Origin of the sequence: Halolactibacillus alkaliphilus (assembly GCF_900115465.1) — a bacterium.
Taxonomy (GTDB): Bacteria; Bacillota; Bacilli; order Bacillales; family Amphibacillaceae; genus Halolactibacillus; species Halolactibacillus alkaliphilus.
Window position 1 is genome coordinate 1 of the sequence record NZ_FOWN01000032.1, and the last position, 20694, is coordinate 20694.

A 20694-nucleotide genomic window follows, 5' to 3' on the forward strand; every position below is an offset into this window, starting at 1 on the left:
TTGATTTTCGCTTTCTACTAAGACGGAAATATAGTAGTTATTGTTAGATTTACGGATAACCGTCACGGATTTTATGCGGTCATTATTAAGGTGTTGTAAAGATAGCCTACATTTCACCCAGCCCAATTTAGGTAACTTAATATACCGTTGGTTAGCATTGAATCGAATCGTGCTTTCAAGCGTTTTGTAAGTTTGCTTAAAAATCTTTCCGGATTTAAAGCGTGGGTAGTTTGATTGTTTATTGAAGAATCTGTCAAAGGTCTCTCTGAGCGTTTTGACAGAATTTTGTAGCGCTTTGGCGTCCACCTCTTTTAACCAAGGGTGTTCTTTTTTAAGTTGCGTGAGCAAAATACTTAACGCGTTATACGATAAGCATCTAACATTGGGATTATTGTCGTATCTTGTGTTTAACATCGCTAACATCTGATTCCAAACAAATCTAGAATGCCCGAATGTATGATTAATAAGGCGTTGTTGCACTTTATTGGGATAAATCTTTCCTTCAATACCTTTGTACATATGTTCTCACCACCTTTCTCTATATATTATACCCCATGTATCGTTAAAGACTATATCGACAACCAACTAACCGAATACAACGCGGGTCGCCCGAGACGCTGATTCACCACGTCACTAAAGTAACGTGTTCTCTCAGCTGGCGACCCGTATAGAAAAACAAGCAGGTTGTGGATTTATACCACAACCTGCTTGTCTTTGTTATTTGTTTTTCTTCAATTATTTCATTTCTCCTACTTTGGCAACACTTTATAGACACGTGCCTCATAAGGTCTTAGATGAAGCGCCAGCGTTTCGTCTTTTACGACATAGTTTGACAAGACGCAGTCAAGCAGCGTGTAGTTATCACTAAAATCAATTGTTGTGTTGGTATCAAACATATTGACAACAACGATGTAAGCTTCTTCATGTTCGTCTTCTTGTCGCAAATAACTGTACACATAGTCATGTTCCTCGTGAATCAATGTGTAATGACCATATATCAAGACATCATTTGCTTTACGAATCTCAATAAGTCGTTTGTAGTAATGATAAACAGAATGCGGGTCTTCTACATTATGCTTTACATTGATATCAGGATAATTCGGGTTAACCTTTAACCAAGGTGTGCCTGTAGTAAAACCAGCCATCGGTGACTGATCCCACTGCATCGGTGTACGTGAGTTATCGCGGCCGTTTTTCCAAATCGAAGCCATAATGTCTTCATGTAATTTACCTTCTTCTAGCTCATGTTTATAGCGATTTTTTATTGCCACATCATTGTAATCATCAATAGAATCAAACTGAACATTGGTCATACCGATTTCTTGACCTTGGTAAATAAATGGTGTCCCCTGCATTAAGAAATACAACGTAGCCAAAGCTTTAGCTGAGGTCTGGCGAAGATCCTTATCATTGCCCCATGTTGAGACAGAGCGTGGTTGATCATGATTTTCTAAAAACAAAGCATTCCATCCATGCCCATCCAAACCGACTTGCCACTTTGATAGCGCTGCTTTTAACGCCGGTAAATCTAGACCACCATCAGTGCTCGTACCCCAGAGGCTTAAATGATCAAATTGGAAGATCATATTAAAGTAACCATCCTCTTCACCAATCCACTTATCGGCATCCTCAAGCGTCACACCGTTTGCTTCTCCAACTGTCATAATATCATAATTTTTCAATGTTTTTTGTGCAAATTCAGACAAGAACGTGTCAATACCAGGTTGATTCATATGGTGATCAAACGAGGGCACATATTTCTTATTATCCGGATTCGGTAAATCTGGGAAGCCTTCACGTTTTTTGATGTGCGATATCGCATCAACACGGAAGCCATCAATCCCTTTATCTAACCACCAATTGACCATATCATAGAGTGCTTTTCTCACATCACTGTTTTCCCAATTTAAATCGGGTTGTTTTCTACTAAATACATGCATATAGTACTCTTTTGTCTTTTCATCATATTCCCAAACCGAGCCGCTAAAAATTGATTCCCAGTTGTTCGGTTCTTCTCCATCTTTACCTTCATGCCAGATGTACCAGTCACGTTTAGGCGAGTCTTTAGATGCGCGCGATTCAATAAACCAAGGGTGCTCATCAGATGTATGATTAATCACTAAATCCATAATAATTTTCATCCCACGTTTATGCGTTTCTCGTAACAACTCATCAAAGTCCGTCATCGTACCAAAGTCTGCCATAATATCTTGATAATCACTGATATCATAGCCATTATCATCATTTGGTGATTCATAAATAGGCGACACCCAAATCACATCTATGCCTAAGTTTTTTAGGTAATCAAGTTTCTGAATAATCCCTTGAATATCACCAATACCATCACCATTAGAATCATTAAAGCTACGCGGATAGACCTGATATGCTACCGCTTCTTTCCACCATATTTTTTTTGTCATGTTACTGCACCCCAATTTTTTGTATAGTTACTTTTTCGTTTTTTAGTTACTTTAAGTTTTGATGCTCAGTTCAATAAAAATACGTACGCACCATAAGGCTTTAATTGATAGCCCGCATCGCTTTTTTCAATTGCTTCGTCTTCATTTGTAATTAAACAATCTGACATCATGAGTTGATAAGGTAGATCAACCGTTACCGTTTGATCAGTAAAATTCGTTAAAACTATTAATGTTTGGTCATTTAAGACACGCTTATAAACATATATATCTTCACGGTCCTGATATAATAAGTGATAGCGCCCCTCCACGATGATCTCATGTGTCTTTCTTAACTTGATAAGCTTCTGATAATAGTAAAAAAGCGAATCTTTTTTAGCTAATGCATCATGGACATTGATTGTGCGATAATTCGGATTTACCCCAATCCATGGTGTACCACTAGTAAATCCTGCATTTACTTGATTGGACCATTGCATTGGTGTTCGGGCATTATCTCTACCTCTTTTATAAATAGCCTCCATCATCTCTTCTTCCGTTAATAACCCTTTTTCTGTGAGTTCATGAAAAGCATTGATCGATTCTAGATCACGATAATCATCCAGTGATGAAAACTGCACATTTGTCATGCCTATTTCTTCCCCTTGAAACACATAAGGTGTGCCCTTTAACATATGAAGACACGTCGCTAACATTTTACCTGATTTCACGCGGTAGGTTTCTTGATCATTTCCAAATCGTGAAAGTGCACGTGGCTGATCATGGTTACTCCAATAAAGACTGTTCCACCCAACTTCATCAAGACCTTCTTGCCAGCGGCTGAAAATCTGTTTCAAATCGGTTAACTTCCATGGCTTAGGCGTCCATTTTCCTAATTCACCATCGCCCAAACCAACATGATCAAAATGAAAAACCATGTCCAGTTCCTTGCGCTCTTCAGCCGTATAAAGCTTCGCTTGATCAACACTCACATTCGGCATTTCACCTACCGTAATCGTGTCATAGCCACTTAACGCTTCCCGTCGCATCTCTTGTAAATATGCGTGTACTTTAGGACCATTGAAATAATAAGGACTACCATCAGTATAACCTGTTTTTAGTTTTTTTCCTTCAGGATACGTTGGGTCTTTTGAAATCATATTGATAACGTCCATTCTAAAGCCAGCTACACCCTTATCCAGCCAGTTTCTCATCATCCGATAGACATCCTGTCGCATCGCGTCAGATTCCCAATTCAAGTCCGGTTGTTTCTTACTGAATAGGTGTAAATAATATTGTTCTGATGTCTCATCATATTCCCACACACTTCCCCCAAATGCTGCAGCCCACTGTGTAGGTGGCTCTCCATTTGTTTTAGGGTCATGCCAAATATAATATGCGCGCTTATCATTTGTTTTACTTTTCTTTGATTCAATGAACCATTGATGTTCATCAGACGTGTGATTGACGACAAGATCCATCATAATTTTTAAATCCAGCCGCTTCGCTTCTAACAGCATCTGTTCATAATCGTTCATCGTACCAAACTCGTCCATAATCGCTTCATAATCACTAATATCATAGCCGTTATCATCATTAGGTGATTGATAGACAGGTGATAGCCAAATCACATCGATGCCTAATTCTTTAAGGTAAGGCAATTTCTCTGTAATGCCATTAATATCGCCGATACCATCACCATTTGAATCATTAAAGCTACGCGGATATATTTGATACACGGTCGCATCTTTCCACCATTTTGTCATAATAGTTCCTTCCCTTCTTTTTATGCAGTGCAATTATTTGCATTGCACATCCAAACCCCATATAACTTAAATTAAACACATATTATTTACTAACATTACACAGCCACCGTCTTAGTGTAAATCACTTATTTGAAACCGGATACAATTAACTTTTCAACCTAGGCAAACGGTTGCGCTTTTCTAAACAAAGAATAGCACATTTCAACCTGAGCCGCAATAGTATTTTTCTATGGATTCTCAAAGATCCTTGAACCCTCACTTCACAGATTCACTTAAAGCTTCTTCATTTTAAAAAAGGATTAGTGTGCCAAACGACACACTAATCCTAGTCTTATGACTTTATTCAGCTAAATTCGTAATATCTTCTTTTAATAATGTCTCACGGTCAAAATGCTTTTCAAAAAACACACCGACAAAATAGAAAAAAAACAACCCAACTAATACGTGAATAAGCGTATATTTCCAACCGAATGCGGATACTTCAAATAAAACAATGGGCAACTTTGCTGTCGTCCAAACACCTAAGAAAAAAACAATGTAGCGAATGTTCGCCCCTTTTTTTAATAACGTTATGGCTATTGGAAAAGCGATATACATTGGCCCTGCAGCTAATCCACCTAATAGGAGCGCAACAAGTACGCCTGTGAACTTAGCATCATCACCCATGTACTTAATGAGTAGGCTTTTATCTATCCACTGGTCAATCAGTCCAACCAACACGAGTATTGGTGGTAAAAGTAAAAACATATCTTTCGCGCTCCCTAGCGTAAGAGAAACAGCTGTCTGGCCTCTTTCAGGGTTAATCGCCACTAACCCTATTAATAAGAGACTTAATATAATAAGCGCACGCCACCTTTTGATTATAGCCACGGTAACACCACCCAAATAACAAAAGCAAAGACAAACGCCATTACGACTGCTGATAGATTACGTAAATAAGTGAATTCTTTGCCGAAAATACGGCGTTCCATTGGTAAACTAGCAAAACCAACCGATACAAGTGTGGCGATTAAAGCTGAGACCTGAACAAGACCCGCACCATTTTCTACTAATGTACTGGCAAGTGGAAAAACAACAAAACTTGGTAACATAGCAAATGATCCAACTATACTTGCAAGGACCACACCAATAAGGCCTGACTGCTCCCCGATAAAGGATGAAATAACATCTGGCGTTAAAACAGCTAGACTTAATCCAACAAATAGTAAAATGGCTAATAATTCAGGCGCTAATTTTATCAACATGTTTTTAGCCTTAATTATTGCTTTTTTTGTTTTTTTTCGATCATTAAGCCACGATATACTTGTTAATATTACAATAACGCTATATAAAATCATTGATTGCATCACACTATCCCCCCTCTGTATACCCATATGAGTATATAGAATTTATTTTATGCTGTCAAAGGCCCGTTTATACCTGTTTATCGTCTTAGAGCGAGAAGACACCTTCCTCACGTGCGTTAGCACTAGGTAGGTGATGAATCGCTTCTTTTTGAATTTTTTTGAAGCGACAAACATATATTCTTCATTGTATAATTATAGCAATAATAGTGACCGCCAAAAACAGAGGGAGGGTGGGTATCGTGAGCATGAAGGGCCTTTTTTGTTGTGACATATAAGCACTACACACGCTTATTTCACTGCGCCTACGATTTTGAACATCAACACCTTGATGTTCAAATCAAACACCTAAAGTCTCGCTTGGGTCAGTTAAACTTTAAGAAAGATCGATACGAAAAACAACAGACACAACTGACAACCAAGTCTTTCATTATCAACCAGAAACGCATACCTTTACCTTTAAGGCTATCAATCAGTGTGTTGTTAGTCTCTCTGGCGTTGTTTTTCCTTATGGTCAAGATCATGTCCATCGTGCCATTCAGACACAAATGAATCTGAAAGATAAGAAAAAGTATGGGAAGCCTATTGGATGGTCGCTTGAGGACCATGGTGACTACTATATCGTTAAATGCTTAATTGATGTGCCTGCTACACCCTATCTGAATACCTCAACGTCAACCGGCATGATTGGTGTTGATTTGAATGTGAATCATATCGCTGTCGCTAATGTCAACGCCATAAGTCAATGTGTGGATGCCTTTACCCTCCCGTTTAATTTAGAGGGTAAAACGAGTGGGCAGAAGGCGAAAATAATAGAAGTAGAGGTCATTGCTCTCGTTGACTATGCCGTTAAACATCATAAACCACTCGCTATCGAAAAATTGGATACGACGCGGTCCAAAGTGTCGCGTCCTTATGGAATCCCCTTCCTCAAACATTCGTGAGAATGTTAGGTGGGGGTAGTTCAATACATTTGTTCTTGTTTATATTTTAATAATATGATATTTTAATGATAGACAGTCTATCAATTTGATAGTTTGACTTTCAAAGGAGGGAAGTTTATGAATTTAATTCAACAAAGAAAGTATGACATGATTGTCAGTGAAGCGAAGCATCTTTTTTTAAAACACCGAATTGAAAGCGTCACCATATCGGATATTGCTAATCACTTAGGTATGGGCGAGGCAACACTTTATCGTTACTTCGGGAAAAAGCATCATCTCGTTGTAGAAGTAGCAATTGCTTTATGGAGAGATGTCGAAGAAAAACTTGCTGAACTCAGTACTAACTCAACAGGACTTACATATATTCATCAATTCTTTCAATTGTTTCATACCGTTTTCAAAGAAGAACCTGCCTGGTACTTATTTGTTGCTGATTTCGACCTAAAATTAATACAAGAGCCTTTAAACGCAAGTGAAAAAGAGCGCTATGAAAAGGTTCTAGGTAGTATTAAAACACACTTTGACCGAGCACTTTCTACGTGGATTGTTCATCATTCAAAATGCGATTTAGATATCTATTATTATACAACGACTCATGCCATTATTGGTTTGTGCAAAAAACTAGCTGCCTATCCACCTGTATTAACATATGAAACAGAAATTAATGCCGAACAACAGATCGAACTTTTAATTGATATGTCTATTAAATATATAGAGAAGCATTACACCGAGGAGGAGAAATGATGAAACCTGTAACAAAGAAAATAATGTGGATTTTTGCTATGGGACAGTTTGGTTGGTCTATTTTAACCGGCATTGTTATTAATTGGTTGGTTTATTTTTATCAACCCGTAGAAGAATTAATTAATCAAGGCCAGCCTTTATTTATTTCACAAGGAACAGTTGTTTTTGGTCTTTTTACAATTATCGGGGCAATCACAGCTTTTGGTCGTCTATTTGATGCCATATCAGATCCACTCATCGCTTCAGCATCTGATCAATCAACACATAAATTAGGACGCCGCGTCCCCTTTTTACGCCGATTTGCCCTACCTTTTGCTTTAATGACTATCTTTATATTCATTCCGCAATCTGAAGGCATTTCCATGTTAAACAATATTAGTCTCTTTATTAAAGTGATTGTCTTTTATTTGTTTATGACACTCTACTGCACCCCTTATACAGCTTTGATTCCTGAACTTGGTCGTTCACAAGAGGACAAGATTAATATTTCCACTTACATCTCAATAACATTTATCTTAGGGACATCTTTAGCTTATAGTGCACCTTTCATTTGGGACATTTTTATTTCAAACGGTATAGCAAGAGTACCAGCCATTCAGTTAACATTTGCTATCTTAGCAACAATCGCTTTTATATTGATGATGGTACCTGCTCTATTTTTAAAAGAAACAGATTACATTAAAGCAGAACCTTCCAAAAGCGGCGCTTTTGAATCACTTTTAAAGACTTTTAAGAATAAACACTTTCGGATTTTTGTATTATCTGACGTATTGTACTGGATCGCTTTAACAATTTTCCAAACAGGCTTACCTTTCTTTGTTGTTGCCCTTCTAGGTTTAGAAGAATTTATGATCACCGTTTTATTTTTAACGATGACGTTTGTATCTTTCCTCTTCTATTTACCTGTTAATCTATGGGCCAAAAAGATAGGGAAAAAACCACTTGTTCTTATAGCTTTTTTAACATTTGCTTTTGCCTTCTTCATCGCAAGTATAAGTGGTCTATTACCGATTAACGCGCACGTTCACGGGTTTATCATCGCGATTTCTGCTGCTTTGCCTATGGCGATTTTAGGTATATTACCACAAGCAATGGTTGCTGATATTGCTCAGTTTGAAAGTGTGAATACAGGTGAAAATAGAGAGGGAATGTTTTTCGCTGCTCGAACCTTTGCTTTTAAAGTGGGACAGTCACTCGCAATTTTAATTTTTACTACCTTCGCTACAATAGGGCGAGACACAGGCCTTGGTTATCGCTTTTCACTTATAACAGCGATTATTTTATCATTAATAGGCGCTGGAGTATTGATCCGTTATAACGAGAAGCACATTATAGAGAAAATTGAAAAATAGTGATAAGTAAAAAGCAAAGCCCACTTGAATAAGTAGCTTTGCTTTTATTATTCATATAACCGTAACGTTTTTCGAATCGCAAGGTCAATATGTTAGATCGTTTAGGCTTGTTGTTTTTTCATTTGCTTGCTACGTAATTGTCCACATGCCGCATCAATGTCAGAGCCTTGTTCTACACGAACCCCACAATTGATTCCCTCTTTTAAGAGTGCCTCATAAAAAGCTAAAATTTGTTCTTTTTCACTGCGATCATATTGATTATGTTCTGCAACGGGGTTATAAGGAATAAGGTTGACGTAGCTTAAATGACGTTTATCTTTTAATAAGCGTGCCAGTTGTTTGGCTTCCTTTACATGATCATTCACATCTTTTAATAGAATGTACTCAAACGTAATCCGACGATTCGTTGTCTCTAAGTAGTAATCAATGGCTTCCATTAATTTCGCAATTGGGAAGGCTTTATTGATTTTCATAATGGACGTACGTAACTCATCATTCGGTGCATGGAGTGATACAGCTAAGTTGACTTGAATATTCTCATCCGCAAAGGCTTTGATTTTATGCGCTAAGCCACTCGTTGACACCGTAATGTGTCTGGCACCAATCGATAAACCTTTTTGGTCATTGACAATACGTAGAAAGGCCATTGTATGGTCATAATTATCAAATGGTTCACCAATTCCCATCACAACAATATGGCTGACACGCTCGTCTAAACCTTTCTCATCAAGCGCATGTTGTACTTTCATGATTTGTTCAACAATTTCACCGCTCGTTAAGTCTCTATTTTTCTTTAAAAGTCCACTAGCACAGAACGTACAACCAATATTACAGCCTACTTGTGTCGTAACACAAACCGATAAACCATATGAAAAACGCATCAACACTGTTTCAATCAGGTTACCGTCAGATAACTTAAATAAAAACTTAATGGTGCCATCCTTTGATTCTTGTTTAATTTCTTCTTCCAAAGTACCAAGTACAAATTGTTCTGAGAGTAAATCACGTGTGTCTTTTGTTAAGTTCGTCATGTCATCAAATGATTTAACGCGTTTAACATACAGCCAATCCCATACTTGTGTCGCTCTAAATTTTTTTAATCCCTGACCTAAAAACCAATCCGTTAATTGATCTTTTGTTAATCCATAAATGGATTGCTTAGTTTCCATAAATACTATCCCCTTTAAATATAAATCAACCGAACATTTAAATCCTTTACTTATATTATAGGTTCAATGCTGTTTCCGCAACCTTTTTACTTATTATATAAGCAAAAACACACCTATCAGCATTATTTTATTTTTTATTTTTTATTTTTCAAACGGTGTAAATGCTATAACACCAAGGTTTTAAAGCATTAAAAGCCGAAAAAGTCAGAATTTTAATACATATATCTAATATTTATCATTGAATAGGGTTGCAATTATGAAAAACGCCTGCTATAATAAAGTTAGCTATTTTGTTCGACTGCAAAAACACTTCAAGTAACTAGCAACGTGAAAGTTTTCGTTTTGATGCTTGAGCAACAATAGTAATACAATTGTGTGGAAACACCACACTAGGAGGAAAAGTAATATGGCACAAGGTACAGTAAAATGGTTTAACGCAGACAAAGGTTTTGGATTTATCGAAGTTGAAGGACAAGATGACGTATTTGTACACTTCTCAGCAATCCAAGGCGACGGTTTCAAAACACTTGAAGAAGGACAAGCAGTAACTTTCGATATCGAAGAAGGTAACCGCGGACCACAAGCAGCTAACGTTGAAAAGAACTAATTAAACCTAACACTCAAAGAGAGCGATTATTCGCTCTCTTTTTTCATGTCTACTTTTATATTGATCCATCGTCAACATGAGGGATTGGTCTCTTTTTTGGTTGGCACACTGATTAGGCAGCAGCCCCACTGAAGCAGTTCCCACGCGAGAACGGTTAGATTTATCAAACGGATTCTAATAGCATTCACACAAAAAATCATCCCACTCAACTTAACGTATGTTTAATTTGGATGGGATGAATCAATAATGGTAACATGTCATGGCAAAGCACGGGACATTTTGCGGCAACAGATGGTTAAAAACTTGTCACTAGTGATACAGCGCTTGGGCAGGAGTCAATTATCAGGTGGGTCGTCGTTAACTAACCATCTAACTCTTTATCAAAACTAAGTACTTTTCCTGTCATTGCCTCGATTTCCAACTCAATTTCATATTTATTCGACTTTAATTCCACCTCATAAATATTGCGACCATCGTCATCCTCAAGCTCAATCTTGACGATGCGATACCCTTGGTATTCTTTATTTATTAATTGGATAATCGCTTCTCTGGAAAGAATCACTTCTTTGGTTCTTTTATTCTCATCTATTTTTTCCATTTCCAACACAATTAATCGACCGGTATAGGCATCAATTTCAACTTCAAATTCATGGGTATCATTTTCTAATTCAATACTGTAATACGTGACATCATCGTCTGTTTCTAACTCAATATCTTTTACTTTGGCATTATTGGTCTTGTCCCTCGCTATTTGTCTTGCTTGCGCTCTATTAATCATCACAGCAGGTGTATTGCTTACCACCTCTTTAGCTACATCAGACGCAGCATCATTTTGTATCGCGTCAGGCTTATTAGTTTCTTGTATATCCGCTTTTATTTTTGTATCGTCATTTACTTGCATGTCTGGCGAAAACTCGTCATTGTTTGCTTGTGCAGAAGCATTTGAAGCATCTTTCACTTCAGGTAGCAATTCAGTCGTTTGCTGTGTTGCCTTTTCACCAACTAATTTTTCACTATTATTTATCGGCACATCACTATTTACATCGTCTCCTGCATCATCTGTCAGCTGAGCTGTTTTTTGATCCTTTTCTTCTAAATAAAGAATCTCCCCAGTTGTTGCATCTATTACCAGGTCGAAGGATTGTAAATCTGTTTCAATTTCAATTTCATACTTACCATTCTCATACGCTACTTCCGTGACTGTGCCTGGAAATTGCTCCGACGCTAGGGCTTGCGCTTCTTCAATCGACATCTTTGCTTCAGCAGTTCCCATCGCATACTGAAAAACATACGCGCTGATTAAGAATACAGTTAAGCCACCAAATAAGCTAGCGAGCACTTTTATAACTGTAGATTTCATACTTATCTTCCTCCCTTTCTCACCTTAAACTATATCAAGAAAAAATGAACGTCATTTTAACAAGACATGAGAATTTGATGAGAAAATCACGAAGCAGGTAAAACCACTTGAAAAGTCGTCCCCTCTCCTTCTACTGATTCGACTTTAATCTCCCCTTCGTGTTGATGCACTATCGCTTTGGCAATCGTTAAACCTAAACCCGTTCCACCAGTTTCCCTTGTCCGTGCCTTGTCCACACGATAGAAGCGATCAAATATCGCTTCTTGGTCTAACTCACCTAGTCCTTCACCACGATCTTCAACTTCAATTAATATGTGATCGCCTTCTTTTTTCAATCGCAAGTCAATGGCATCATCAGAATATTTTTGCGCGTTATCAAGTAAGATATACAACAACTGTTTGAGTTTATCCTCGTCTCCGACGATGACAAGGTCCTCTTCTGGTAATTGAAGATTAATTAAACGATCGAATGCTAGCGCAATTGATTTACTCACTTGCTTTAATAAAGCGTTTAAACGAACCTGTTTAAAGGTCAATTGTTCACCCTTTTCAATAGCAACAAGCGTTAACATTTGTTGAATTAAATGGTGCATACGGTCCGTCTCATGATTAATCGTCTCGAGCGATTCTTCAATTACCTCTGGCCTTGCATGCCCTTGCCTTTCAATCAAACGCACATAGCTTTTTATCACAGCTAACGGTGTTTTTAATTCATGCGATGCGTTCGCAACAAATTGTTCTTGAGTATCAAACATTCTTTTTAAGCGCTTGTTCATTTCATTGAAGCTAAGAGCCACTTGACCTAGCTCATCCTTTCGATGACTAAAATCAACCGTCTCCCACTTACCGTCTTGTTGATTATGTTGCATAGCTACAGATAAACGTTTAATCGGTTGAATCACAGCTCGGGCAATTGTTTGACCAATTAAAACAGCTGGAATAATCATAATGAAAAAACTTATAATCAACACTAACATTAAAACTTCTAATGCATCATCAATATACTTAAGTGGTTGAACGATTTCTAACATGCGGACTTTCTGATCAACATAAATCATCGGCACGGACACTTTAGCAAAGCGCTCACCATCTCCTAATGTTAACTGTTCACTTACCGAGCGATTAATAAAATCCACTTCTAATGTTGTCAGTCGGGCATCCTGCGTAACAACTTGCATAATCACATTTTCTTCATCCACAAGACGAACCATTCCATCGGTAGGTACATAAGCTTTTAGGAGCTGCACTGGGTCCACATCCATGACAGCATCTTGCGCAAATGCCTCAAGGACCGTCGTTGCTTGTGCTTCTATACGGCTCATTTCTTGATTAGTCATAATCTGGACAAAACTAAAATATATAAGCATCTGGATCACAAATAAGAATAAGAGAAATCCTGATGTGTTTAATAACACTAATTTTGTTTTTAACTGCATTGTTATTCACTCCGAACCATGTAGCCTACGCCCCTTACTGTTTCAATAAGTTCATAATCTAATTTCTGTCGCAAATATCGAACATATACATCAACGACATTTGTTTCTCCCATATAATCATAACCCCACACTTCCGTAAGTAATTGATCACGACTTAAGACATGGTTTTTATTCTTAACTAAAAATACGAGTAGTTCAAACTCTCGTTTTGTCAGTTCGACAGGTTGATTAGCCCTTGTCACTTCATACGTACTCAAATTAATTTTAATATCTTTAATAAGCAACAGGTTTTTCTCATCTTCATGTATGACGTTTTCCGTTAGACGCAGTTGGACACGAATCCTCGCCAAAAGTTCCTCTATTTCAAAAGGCTTCGTTATATAGTCATTTGCCCCATAATCTAAACCACTTACCTTATCGTAAATCTGATCTCGCGCCGTTAACATAATAACAGGAATACGCTCATTTTCCTTACGTAAACGTCTCAATATATCCATGCCACTTAAACTCGGCAACATGACATCTAAGATAATAAGTTCAAACGTCTCTTCCAGTATGAGTTTTAGCGCTTCTTTTCCATCATGACACAAGCGAACAGTATACCCCTCAAATTCCAGTTCAAGTTGCAACGCTCTAGCTAACTTTACTTCATCTTCAACCACTAATATAGTCATCTTGTTCACCTCTTCTTTAAGTTTACCATAAATCACGTTCGTTAAGCCGTTTGCTAATTTCTATATGCGCATATTTCTTATAGTTATTCTTTAAAAAACCTAGAGATGCATGCATCTCTAGGTTCAAAAGTCATATAAATCGTCAGTTTTGCTTGTTTTAATTATCCCTTTCTGACATCATCCAGCTCATCACCTTTTCTATATGACGATCCCAGTAACGCCATTCGTGGTCACCGCGGTCAAATATAACCTCTCGTTCAATACTGTCTTTTTCAAGGAGATTAGCGAAGGCTTGATTATCCTCATAAAGAAAGTCTTCCTTACCACAAGCAAGATATAATGCTGGTAATGACACTTGATTTTCCAGCTGTTTTTCCAGTAAATAAAACAAATCATCTGACGTCTCTTTAATATCGCTTTCTTCAAATATCTGATTCATGACCACTTCCATATCAGTTGAAACGGTGTCTTTTCGCAGCCTCACTATGTCTAAAGCTCCTGAAAGTGATGCAGCTTTATGAAACCTCTCCGGTTTCGATATTGCCCATTTAAAAGCTCCATATCCACCCATGGATAAACCTGCGACAAACGTATCTTTAGGTTCACTAGAAACAGAAAAGAAATAAGCCACTTTCTCCGGTAGTTCTTCTGTCAAGAACCGAAAGAACGGTTTACCAAAATGCATATCTGTATAAAAACTATGATCCCCATCCGGCATGACAACCGCCATCCCCCACTCATCCGCATAACGCTCAATCGATGTACGCCGTGACCAAATTGTATGATCATCTGTAAATCCGTGCAATAAATAGAGTACCGGTAAGCGATTAACTGTCGATTGATTAGCACCACCAAATTGGTTTTTTGTGTTTTCAGGAATAATTACCGTCATAGCCGTGTGCTTTTGAAGAACATCTGAATAAAAGTGACAAGACATTTGAGCCATCTTAACAAAACCTTCCTTCTATACTAATATAAACCTAAAGATCCAGACGAAACCGCTGACATAATCGCCATATGTTCCACCTCGATTAATTCATAAGCTAAAGTTAAAACTTCCTTATTAACCCCCGTTTGATGCGGCAAATAATCAATCAGCAACATATGCATCGCCAGCTGTTTCATTAACTGCTTATCTTGTTTAAATTGCGACCGATTAACCAGCTCTTTCACTAACATCTTGAGTTCAATTACATCTTTTTTCTCAAAGGAAGAATGCGATAAAATTGCAAAGCTTAAATATTGTTCTGGTTCAATGGTGAAACCCGTATCGATTAATTGCTGGTGCAATTGAATACAATGACTGATTTGATGACTAAACATTGGCAGTGTAAACACCATACTCATCACATATAAATGTGTCCCCGCTTTAAATCCATGCTTAACTAATAAATCATAATTTGATTCAACCGCGTCAACAATTGCTTTTTCATCTTTCATCCGTTTGTTATCTTGATGTTCCACACTAATCTTAAAAACGAATGGAAAAATACTACGATTCAACATAAAGCTGTGCCGGTGTTTCAGTCGGCGGTAAAGTTGGTTAGCGGAAGTCACACTAGAAAGCGATGCCTCTTTCTCTACAAGCATAAGAGCTAAGTAATAACTCACTGTCTCTTTTATCATACCTTCTTTCATTAGTGCTTTTTGTTGGTCTAAAAATGTATCAATTGCCGCTATTGGATCATCCGTTTTAATCATCAACGACGCAACAATAAAATACTGCTCTGATTGTTTAAGCGTTGAAAAAGGTGATAATTTTTTACTAAGCTTTTGATTCACGTGTTCAAACACATTTAAGTCAAGAGGCTGATCATTTATCGCAAATTCTAATGAGACAAGAGCAATGCTCTTAGAATCAAAGCGCCAACGATAGCGTTTCTTTAACCGCGACACATTAGTTTCGAATTTTCGTAGTACATCTAAGTATCTTTCCATCTGATATCCCTCACTTTATTACCGTTATGCTAGACTATACCCTTTAAACCGGATCTTAAAAACGTTTCGAGGGAATAAAATCAAAAAATGTCTTACATAACTAAAGTTGCTACCAACCAAATCAGAACAAAGCTCGTAACTAACGACAAGCTAGATGTCGTCCCGACAAAGCGCCTACTGTAATCAAATTCAACAGCATACGGCAAATGCGATAAGGGTAACGGTAAGATTGAACCTATAAGCAGTGTGAGTTTTACCATCTGACTAACAGGTAACAGGAAATAACACAAAAGACCAACAACTAAACCCACACCAAAACGAGCCATTAAAAACTGACTTAACTCTCGTCGTTCTGAATGAGCCATTTGAATATGAATAAACATTCCTAGCACTAAAAGTGATAAAGGCATATTTGCGCGAGAGATAACTTCAGCTGCATCAATTACAACACTAGGGAAATTTATCTTCATCACCGCTAGTAGAAAAACTATCATGTATGTCATTAAGGGGACTGAACGGGTGAGCTTTTTAAAAATCGACCTAGCATCAAACAACTGATTTTTCCCACTATAAAAACTACCGATAATATAACACATACCAAATGTGATTAATGCATTTCCAACATCTAACATACCAAAATATCGAATGCCTTCACTCCCGAATAGACCTTCAACTAACGGATACGCAAATAACCCTATGTTGAGACCAGGCATCATCATTAGCAGCATTCCTTTCGTCTTACCTTTCTTTCTCCCGAAAAACAAATAGCCAAAACCCATTAAAATAAAACCATAGAGCATACCGCTTAAAACAAGTAAAAATAATGACGCGTCTATCGTCAAATCATGAAATGAATAAATAATTAAACAAGGTAATGTCACATTAAAAATCAGCCTTGAAATACTATCCCCTTCTTCTTCACCTAACCAACCTAAACGTTTAATTATAAAACCCAATACAATAATCATCACCGATAACAAGAATTGCTGATTAAAACCCGACACCTCATCCATCCCCTTTTTTCTTTGTATACAGTTACATTAAGTCCAATGATGCACATAAGATTACTTTTCATGGTACACTAGAATAAGATATAGAACAAGAAAGCATTGACTGCGTTCCATGCATTTTTTGCTTATTATACATTTAATGGAGGTTTCCTTATGACAGAGATTACACACGTTTTTATTGATGTAGATGGTACAATCGTTCAGCATGACCAATCCATTCATCCAAAAACAAAAGAGGCGATTTCCCTTGCACAAGAAGCTGGTATTAATATCTGGCTTGCAACTGGGCGTCCTGTTCACGAATTAGACCCGCTTTTACAAACACTTAACATTCATCATGTGATCGGCTACAATGGGGCTTATGCCAGAAAAAATCACACCGTTATTTATGAAAAACATATGGATGAAGACCTCGTTGATTACTTTGTTGACACAGTAAAAAAGAACGAACAAGAGCTCGTCTTATATTCTGATACCCACAACTTATTTAGCTCTTTTAAACCTTCATATGTCCAAAAGTTTATTGATCACTTTGGCATTACGTTAAACGAACGCTATACAACAGAAGCGCGTGCACGTATTTATGGCATGACACTATTAAATTGCAAAGATGAAGACCTCGCTCGCTATCAAAAAGACGTTAGTCTGTACTTTTCACAAGTGAACGTGACAGGAATGACAGATCATTACGACGTTATTCAGCAAGATGTAAACAAAGGTAAAGCCATTGACGCCGTCTTAAAAGCTGAACACATTCCACACGCTCACGCTGCAGCAATTGGTGATGGTATGAATGATAAAGATATGTTAGAGACGGTAGGGATCGGCATTGCCATGGGCAACGCTCATCCTGATTTGTTAGCCTATGCTGACTATACGACGAAGACAGTGGATGAAGGTGGGCTTTATGATGCCTTTAGCTACTTGGGTATTATTCCACACGCGAAAACAAACGACTAAAAATATGATCGTCCGCGCTGATTATCATTATCGCGAAAAGAATCGAAGGAGACAAATAAATGATTAAACTTATTGCATCAGATTTAGACGGAACATTATTAAAAGAAGACGGAAGCATATCAACTGCTACCGTAGAAGCCATTCGAAAGGCAGAAGCTTCAGGAATCTTATTTATGGCCGCAACAGGACGGTCATATCTTTCTGCAAAGAAAGCGATTGAAAAAGCAGGACTTAACGTACCGATTCTTTGTATGAACGGAGCGAATGTGTACGATGAACATCACCAACGGATTATTGACACACCCCTTCATCCTGAGATGGCTAAAGAAATTATAGAGAAAGTTGATACGAATAAAGTATATCTTGAAATGTATACAAATAAGGGGGTTTTTGCACCTGATCAAGCTCAATTTATCGATATGTTATTAAACATTTTACGCGAGAAATTTATCGACTACACAGATGAACAAATTAAGGCATACATAGACCAACGGTTCCAAGAGGAAACATTTAGCTTTACTGATGATTTTTTATCTGTCTTAAACGATGATGCCATTATTCCATATAAGCTGCTTGCCTTCTCATTGAAAAAAAGTGAGTTAGCGGCCATACGTTCGATATTTGACGGGAGAAAAGATTTGTATGTCACAAGTTCCGGCTTTGATAATGTGGAATTTAATCATCACGAGGCAACCAAGGGTCACGCATTGCTCACTTACGCAAAAAAACTGGGGATTAAACCCGAAGAAATCATGGCTATTGGGGATAACGAAAATGATTTGCCTATGCTCACTAAAGTAGGCTATGGCGTTGCCATGGATAATGCAACAGATTACATCAAATCTCACGTCGATTACACAACCACTTCTAATAATAAAGATGGTGTAAAAAGTGCCATTGAAATGGCGCTAGCCATCAACGAAAAAAATTAGTAAATAGCCTTGTTAAAACTATTACTAACAAGATGATTGCCCTACCCTTTTTGTTAAATATGTATATATTATAGTATCTCACAAAAAGGTGGTGACGCTTTATGTATCCTTGCCAAACAAGTAATTACAATACTTTCGCCTTAATCGTTGTTTTGTTTATTCTATTAGTCATTGTGGGTGCTTCGTTTTATTAATTGCATAGGATATACGTAAAAAAGACTCACGTATGTGAGTCTTTTTACTTTAAAGAGATATTTAATCAAGGTAATATTGTAACATCCACATATGTTTCTCAAGGGATGTTTTATAACCAATACACAAATCTTCCGTATCATCATCTCCTGCTTCACCAGCCAGTTCAATGCCCTTTTCTAAGTCTTTCACAGCCAACTCAAAGTCAGCTAGCACCGTTTTGACCATCTCTTCTGCTGGTACTTTATCAGTGTAAGGTGCCTCTTTAATACTTGAATGCTCAATAAACTCAGCTAAAGTGGAATACGGATGACCACCAATCGTGAGGAGACGTTCGGCAAATTCATCAAATTGTGCGTTAACTTCATCATACAACTCTTCAAATTTTTCATGCAGCGTGAAGAAGTTTGGTCCTTTTACGTACCAGTGATGTTGATGCAATTTTGTAAACAATACACCTTGTGTCGCCACGATTTTATTTAATTGATCATGTAATTGTTTCAAACAAAACAGCTCCTTTTGTGTTTGATATTTAATAAGATTAACAAACCGTTCATGCCCTATCAAAAATTGCCCCTCAATTACTATTTCTGATTATTTAACATGCGCCCCTTATGGTGTGATGCATGTTAAAAACGATAAGCCATTAATCTAAGTAATAACGTAGCATCCACATATGTTTTTCTAGTGACGTTTTATAGCCGATGCATAAATCTTCCGTTACATCATCATTCGCATCGCCTGCTAGTTCAATCCCTTTTTCTAAATCATTTACTACTATCTCAAAATCCGCTAACACCGTTTTCACCATGTCTTCTGATGAAACTTCCTTTGTATAAGGAGTTTCTTGGATACTTGAGTGTTCAATAAATTCTTTCAATGTTGAATACGGTTTACCACCAATAGTTAATAAGCGTTCAGCAAATTCATCAAACTGAACATTTACTTCATCGTATAATTCTTCAAACTTTTCATGCAAAACAAAGAATTTATTTCCTTTTACGTACCAGTGATGCTGATGTAATTTTGTAAATAATACCCCTTGTGTTGCAACAATTTTGTTTACCTGATTGTGTAATTGTGTCATAAAAATTAGCTCCTTTTTCATTGTTTTATTAATAATAGATTTCAGTGTGTATCCTAACCTAGATAGTAGCGGAACATCCACATGTGTTTTTCTAGTGACGTTTTATAACCAATACATAAATCTTCCGTTACATCATCACCCGCTTCTGCAGCAAGCTCAATACCTTTATCTAAATCTTCTACAACCATCTCAAAATCCTTAAGTACGCTCTTCACCATCTCATCTGATGAAACATCCTTTGTGTAAGGACTTTCTTTAATACTCGAATGATCTATAAATTCTTTTAATGTAGAATATGGCTTGCCACCAATCGTCAATAGACGTTCAGCAAACTCATCAAACTGGGCATTCACCTCATCGTATAGCTCTTCAAACTTTTCATGAAGTGTAAAGAATCTATCGCCTTTCACATACCAATGGTGCTGGTGTAATTTCGTGAAAAGCACTCCTTGTGTTGCAACAATTTTGTTTACCTGATTGTGTAATTCATGTGACATTTAAAAATTCCTCCCTATATACATTTCATATTGACCTCATGCTTTTCTTTTTCCCTTACCTAGATTAATTAAACATTTAGCACAAGGTGTTTTAATTAATTATTAACTTATAATAATTATAATTTAATAATCATTAGTTGTCAATGCGTTAAATAAATCTACCATCATTTACTTTCCACCTTTTAATCACTTATAATTGAAAAGAAGGAAACATTTTATACTCACGTGCATTTTAGTATATACCCACTTTTATACCTATTAAACATGGCGTGAGATATTCAGATATT

At 37.2% G+C, this 20694-nt stretch carries 22 protein-coding genes; 7 read left to right on the plus strand and 15 right to left on the minus strand.

The window, feature by feature from the left end; all coding sequences use genetic code 11:
• The 5 genes from BM163_RS11260 to BM163_RS11280 all read right to left on the minus strand — a co-directional run.
• On the minus strand, positions 1-519 hold a 519-nt coding region (locus BM163_RS11260), incomplete at its 3' end, for an RNA-guided endonuclease TnpB family protein (protein WP_177200266.1).
• Between the two features lie 230 nt (positions 520-749).
• The gene (locus BM163_RS11265) at positions 750-2420 is read right to left on the minus strand and encodes an alpha-glucosidase (RefSeq protein ID WP_089803199.1); all 1671 of its coding nucleotides are present in this window, start codon (positions 2418-2420) and stop codon (positions 750-752) included.
• A 65-nt stretch (positions 2421-2485) separates the two neighbouring features.
• Positions 2486-4162 carry a glycoside hydrolase family 13 protein gene (locus BM163_RS11270; protein WP_089803200.1) on the minus strand — a complete coding sequence of 559 codons (1677 nt, stop codon included), beginning with the start codon at positions 4160-4162 and terminating at the stop codon, positions 2486-2488.
• A 339-nt stretch (positions 4163-4501) separates the two neighbouring features.
• Positions 4502-5032 (minus strand): permease, encoded by a 531-nt coding sequence (locus BM163_RS11275; protein WP_089803202.1) that lies wholly within the window; start codon positions 5030-5032, stop codon positions 4502-4504.
• Positions 5023-5511 carry a hypothetical protein gene (locus BM163_RS11280; protein WP_089803204.1) on the minus strand — a complete coding sequence of 163 codons (489 nt, stop codon included), beginning with the start codon at positions 5509-5511 and terminating at the stop codon, positions 5023-5025. The genes BM163_RS11275 and BM163_RS11280 overlap by 10 nt, the downstream gene beginning before the upstream one ends.
• Positions 5512-6053: 542 nt before the next feature.
• Here BM163_RS11280 and BM163_RS11285 point away from each other — a divergent pair.
• The 3 genes from BM163_RS11285 to BM163_RS11295 all read left to right on the plus strand — a co-directional run bounded on the left by BM163_RS11285 (position 6054) and on the right by BM163_RS11295 (position 8545).
• Positions 6054-6449, plus strand: coding sequence for a hypothetical protein (locus tag BM163_RS11285; protein WP_089803206.1), 396 nt, complete (start codon positions 6054-6056; stop codon positions 6447-6449).
• A gap of 117 nt (positions 6450-6566) precedes the next feature.
• Entirely contained in the window at positions 6567-7193 is a 627-nt protein-coding gene (locus BM163_RS11290; protein WP_089803208.1) for a TetR/AcrR family transcriptional regulator, read from the plus strand.
• On the plus strand, positions 7193-8545 hold the full coding sequence (locus tag BM163_RS11295; RefSeq protein ID WP_089803210.1) for an MFS transporter: 1353 nt from the start codon (positions 7193-7195) through the stop codon (positions 8543-8545). The genes BM163_RS11290 and BM163_RS11295 overlap by 1 nt, the downstream gene beginning before the upstream one ends.
• A 101-nt stretch (positions 8546-8646) precedes the next feature.
• Here the strand turns inward: BM163_RS11295 and rlmN are convergent, their stop codons facing one another.
• Positions 8647-9714: a dual-specificity RNA methyltransferase RlmN gene (gene rlmN, locus BM163_RS11300; RefSeq protein ID WP_089803212.1), complete on the minus strand. Its 1068-nt coding sequence runs from the start codon at positions 9712-9714 to the stop codon at positions 8647-8649.
• Between the two features lie 406 nt (positions 9715-10120).
• Between rlmN and BM163_RS11305 the strand changes: the two genes are divergently transcribed.
• A complete protein-coding gene (locus BM163_RS11305) occupies positions 10121-10321 on the plus strand; it encodes a cold-shock protein (protein WP_062322196.1) in 201 nt (66 codons plus the stop codon).
• Between the two features lie 361 nt (positions 10322-10682).
• Here the strand turns inward: BM163_RS11305 and BM163_RS11310 are convergent, their stop codons facing one another.
• The 6 genes from BM163_RS11310 to BM163_RS11335 all read right to left on the minus strand — a co-directional run bounded on the left by BM163_RS11310 (position 10683) and on the right by BM163_RS11335 (position 16742).
• Positions 10683-11681, minus strand: a complete 999-nt coding sequence (locus BM163_RS11310) for a PepSY domain-containing protein (protein WP_089803214.1) — start codon at positions 11679-11681, stop codon at positions 10683-10685.
• Between the two features lie 86 nt (positions 11682-11767).
• The gene (locus BM163_RS11315; RefSeq protein ID WP_089803216.1) at positions 11768-13117 is read right to left on the minus strand and encodes a sensor histidine kinase; all 1350 of its coding nucleotides are present in this window, start codon (positions 13115-13117) and stop codon (positions 11768-11770) included.
• A 2-nt stretch (positions 13118-13119) separates the two neighbouring features.
• Positions 13120-13800 (minus strand): response regulator transcription factor, encoded by a 681-nt coding sequence (locus tag BM163_RS11320; protein WP_089803257.1) that lies wholly within the window; start codon positions 13798-13800, stop codon positions 13120-13122.
• A 148-nt stretch (positions 13801-13948) separates the two neighbouring features.
• A complete protein-coding gene (locus BM163_RS11325; RefSeq protein ID WP_089803218.1) occupies positions 13949-14737 on the minus strand; it encodes an alpha/beta hydrolase in 789 nt (262 codons plus the stop codon).
• A gap of 23 nt (positions 14738-14760) precedes the next feature.
• On the minus strand, positions 14761-15729 hold the full coding sequence (locus BM163_RS11330; RefSeq protein WP_089803220.1) for a DUF4003 family protein: 969 nt from the start codon (positions 15727-15729) through the stop codon (positions 14761-14763).
• 92 nt (positions 15730-15821) lie between these two features.
• Positions 15822-16742 carry an AEC family transporter gene (locus BM163_RS11335; RefSeq protein ID WP_089803222.1) on the minus strand — a complete coding sequence of 307 codons (921 nt, stop codon included), beginning with the start codon at positions 16740-16742 and terminating at the stop codon, positions 15822-15824.
• Positions 16743-16892: 150 nt separating this feature from the next.
• Here BM163_RS11335 and BM163_RS11340 point away from each other — a divergent pair, with 150 nt between their 5' ends.
• From BM163_RS11340 to BM163_RS11350, 3 genes are all read left to right on the plus strand, one after another.
• The gene (locus BM163_RS11340; protein ID WP_089803224.1) at positions 16893-17699 is read left to right on the plus strand and encodes an HAD family hydrolase; all 807 of its coding nucleotides are present in this window, start codon (positions 16893-16895) and stop codon (positions 17697-17699) included.
• A 59-nt stretch (positions 17700-17758) separates the two neighbouring features.
• Positions 17759-18631, plus strand: a complete 873-nt coding sequence (locus BM163_RS11345; RefSeq protein ID WP_089803226.1) for a Cof-type HAD-IIB family hydrolase — start codon at positions 17759-17761, stop codon at positions 18629-18631.
• A gap of 101 nt (positions 18632-18732) precedes the next feature.
• Positions 18733-18825 (plus strand): YjcZ family sporulation protein, encoded by a 93-nt coding sequence (locus BM163_RS11350; protein WP_089803228.1) that lies wholly within the window; start codon positions 18733-18735, stop codon positions 18823-18825.
• Between the two features lie 61 nt (positions 18826-18886).
• On the opposite strand, the gene BM163_RS11355 is transcribed toward BM163_RS11350, so the two are convergent.
• The 3 genes from BM163_RS11355 to BM163_RS11365 all read right to left on the minus strand — a co-directional run bounded on the left by BM163_RS11355 (position 18887) and on the right by BM163_RS11365 (position 20407).
• Positions 18887-19327: a Dps family protein gene (locus BM163_RS11355; protein ID WP_170243726.1), complete on the minus strand. Its 441-nt coding sequence runs from the start codon at positions 19325-19327 to the stop codon at positions 18887-18889.
• 142 nt (positions 19328-19469) lie between these two features.
• Positions 19470-19910: a Dps family protein gene (locus tag BM163_RS11360; protein ID WP_229675565.1), complete on the minus strand. Its 441-nt coding sequence runs from the start codon at positions 19908-19910 to the stop codon at positions 19470-19472.
• A gap of 53 nt (positions 19911-19963) precedes the next feature.
• On the minus strand, positions 19964-20407 hold the full coding sequence (locus BM163_RS11365) for a Dps family protein (protein WP_089803231.1): 444 nt from the start codon (positions 20405-20407) through the stop codon (positions 19964-19966).
• Positions 20408-20694 lie beyond the last annotated feature (287 nt).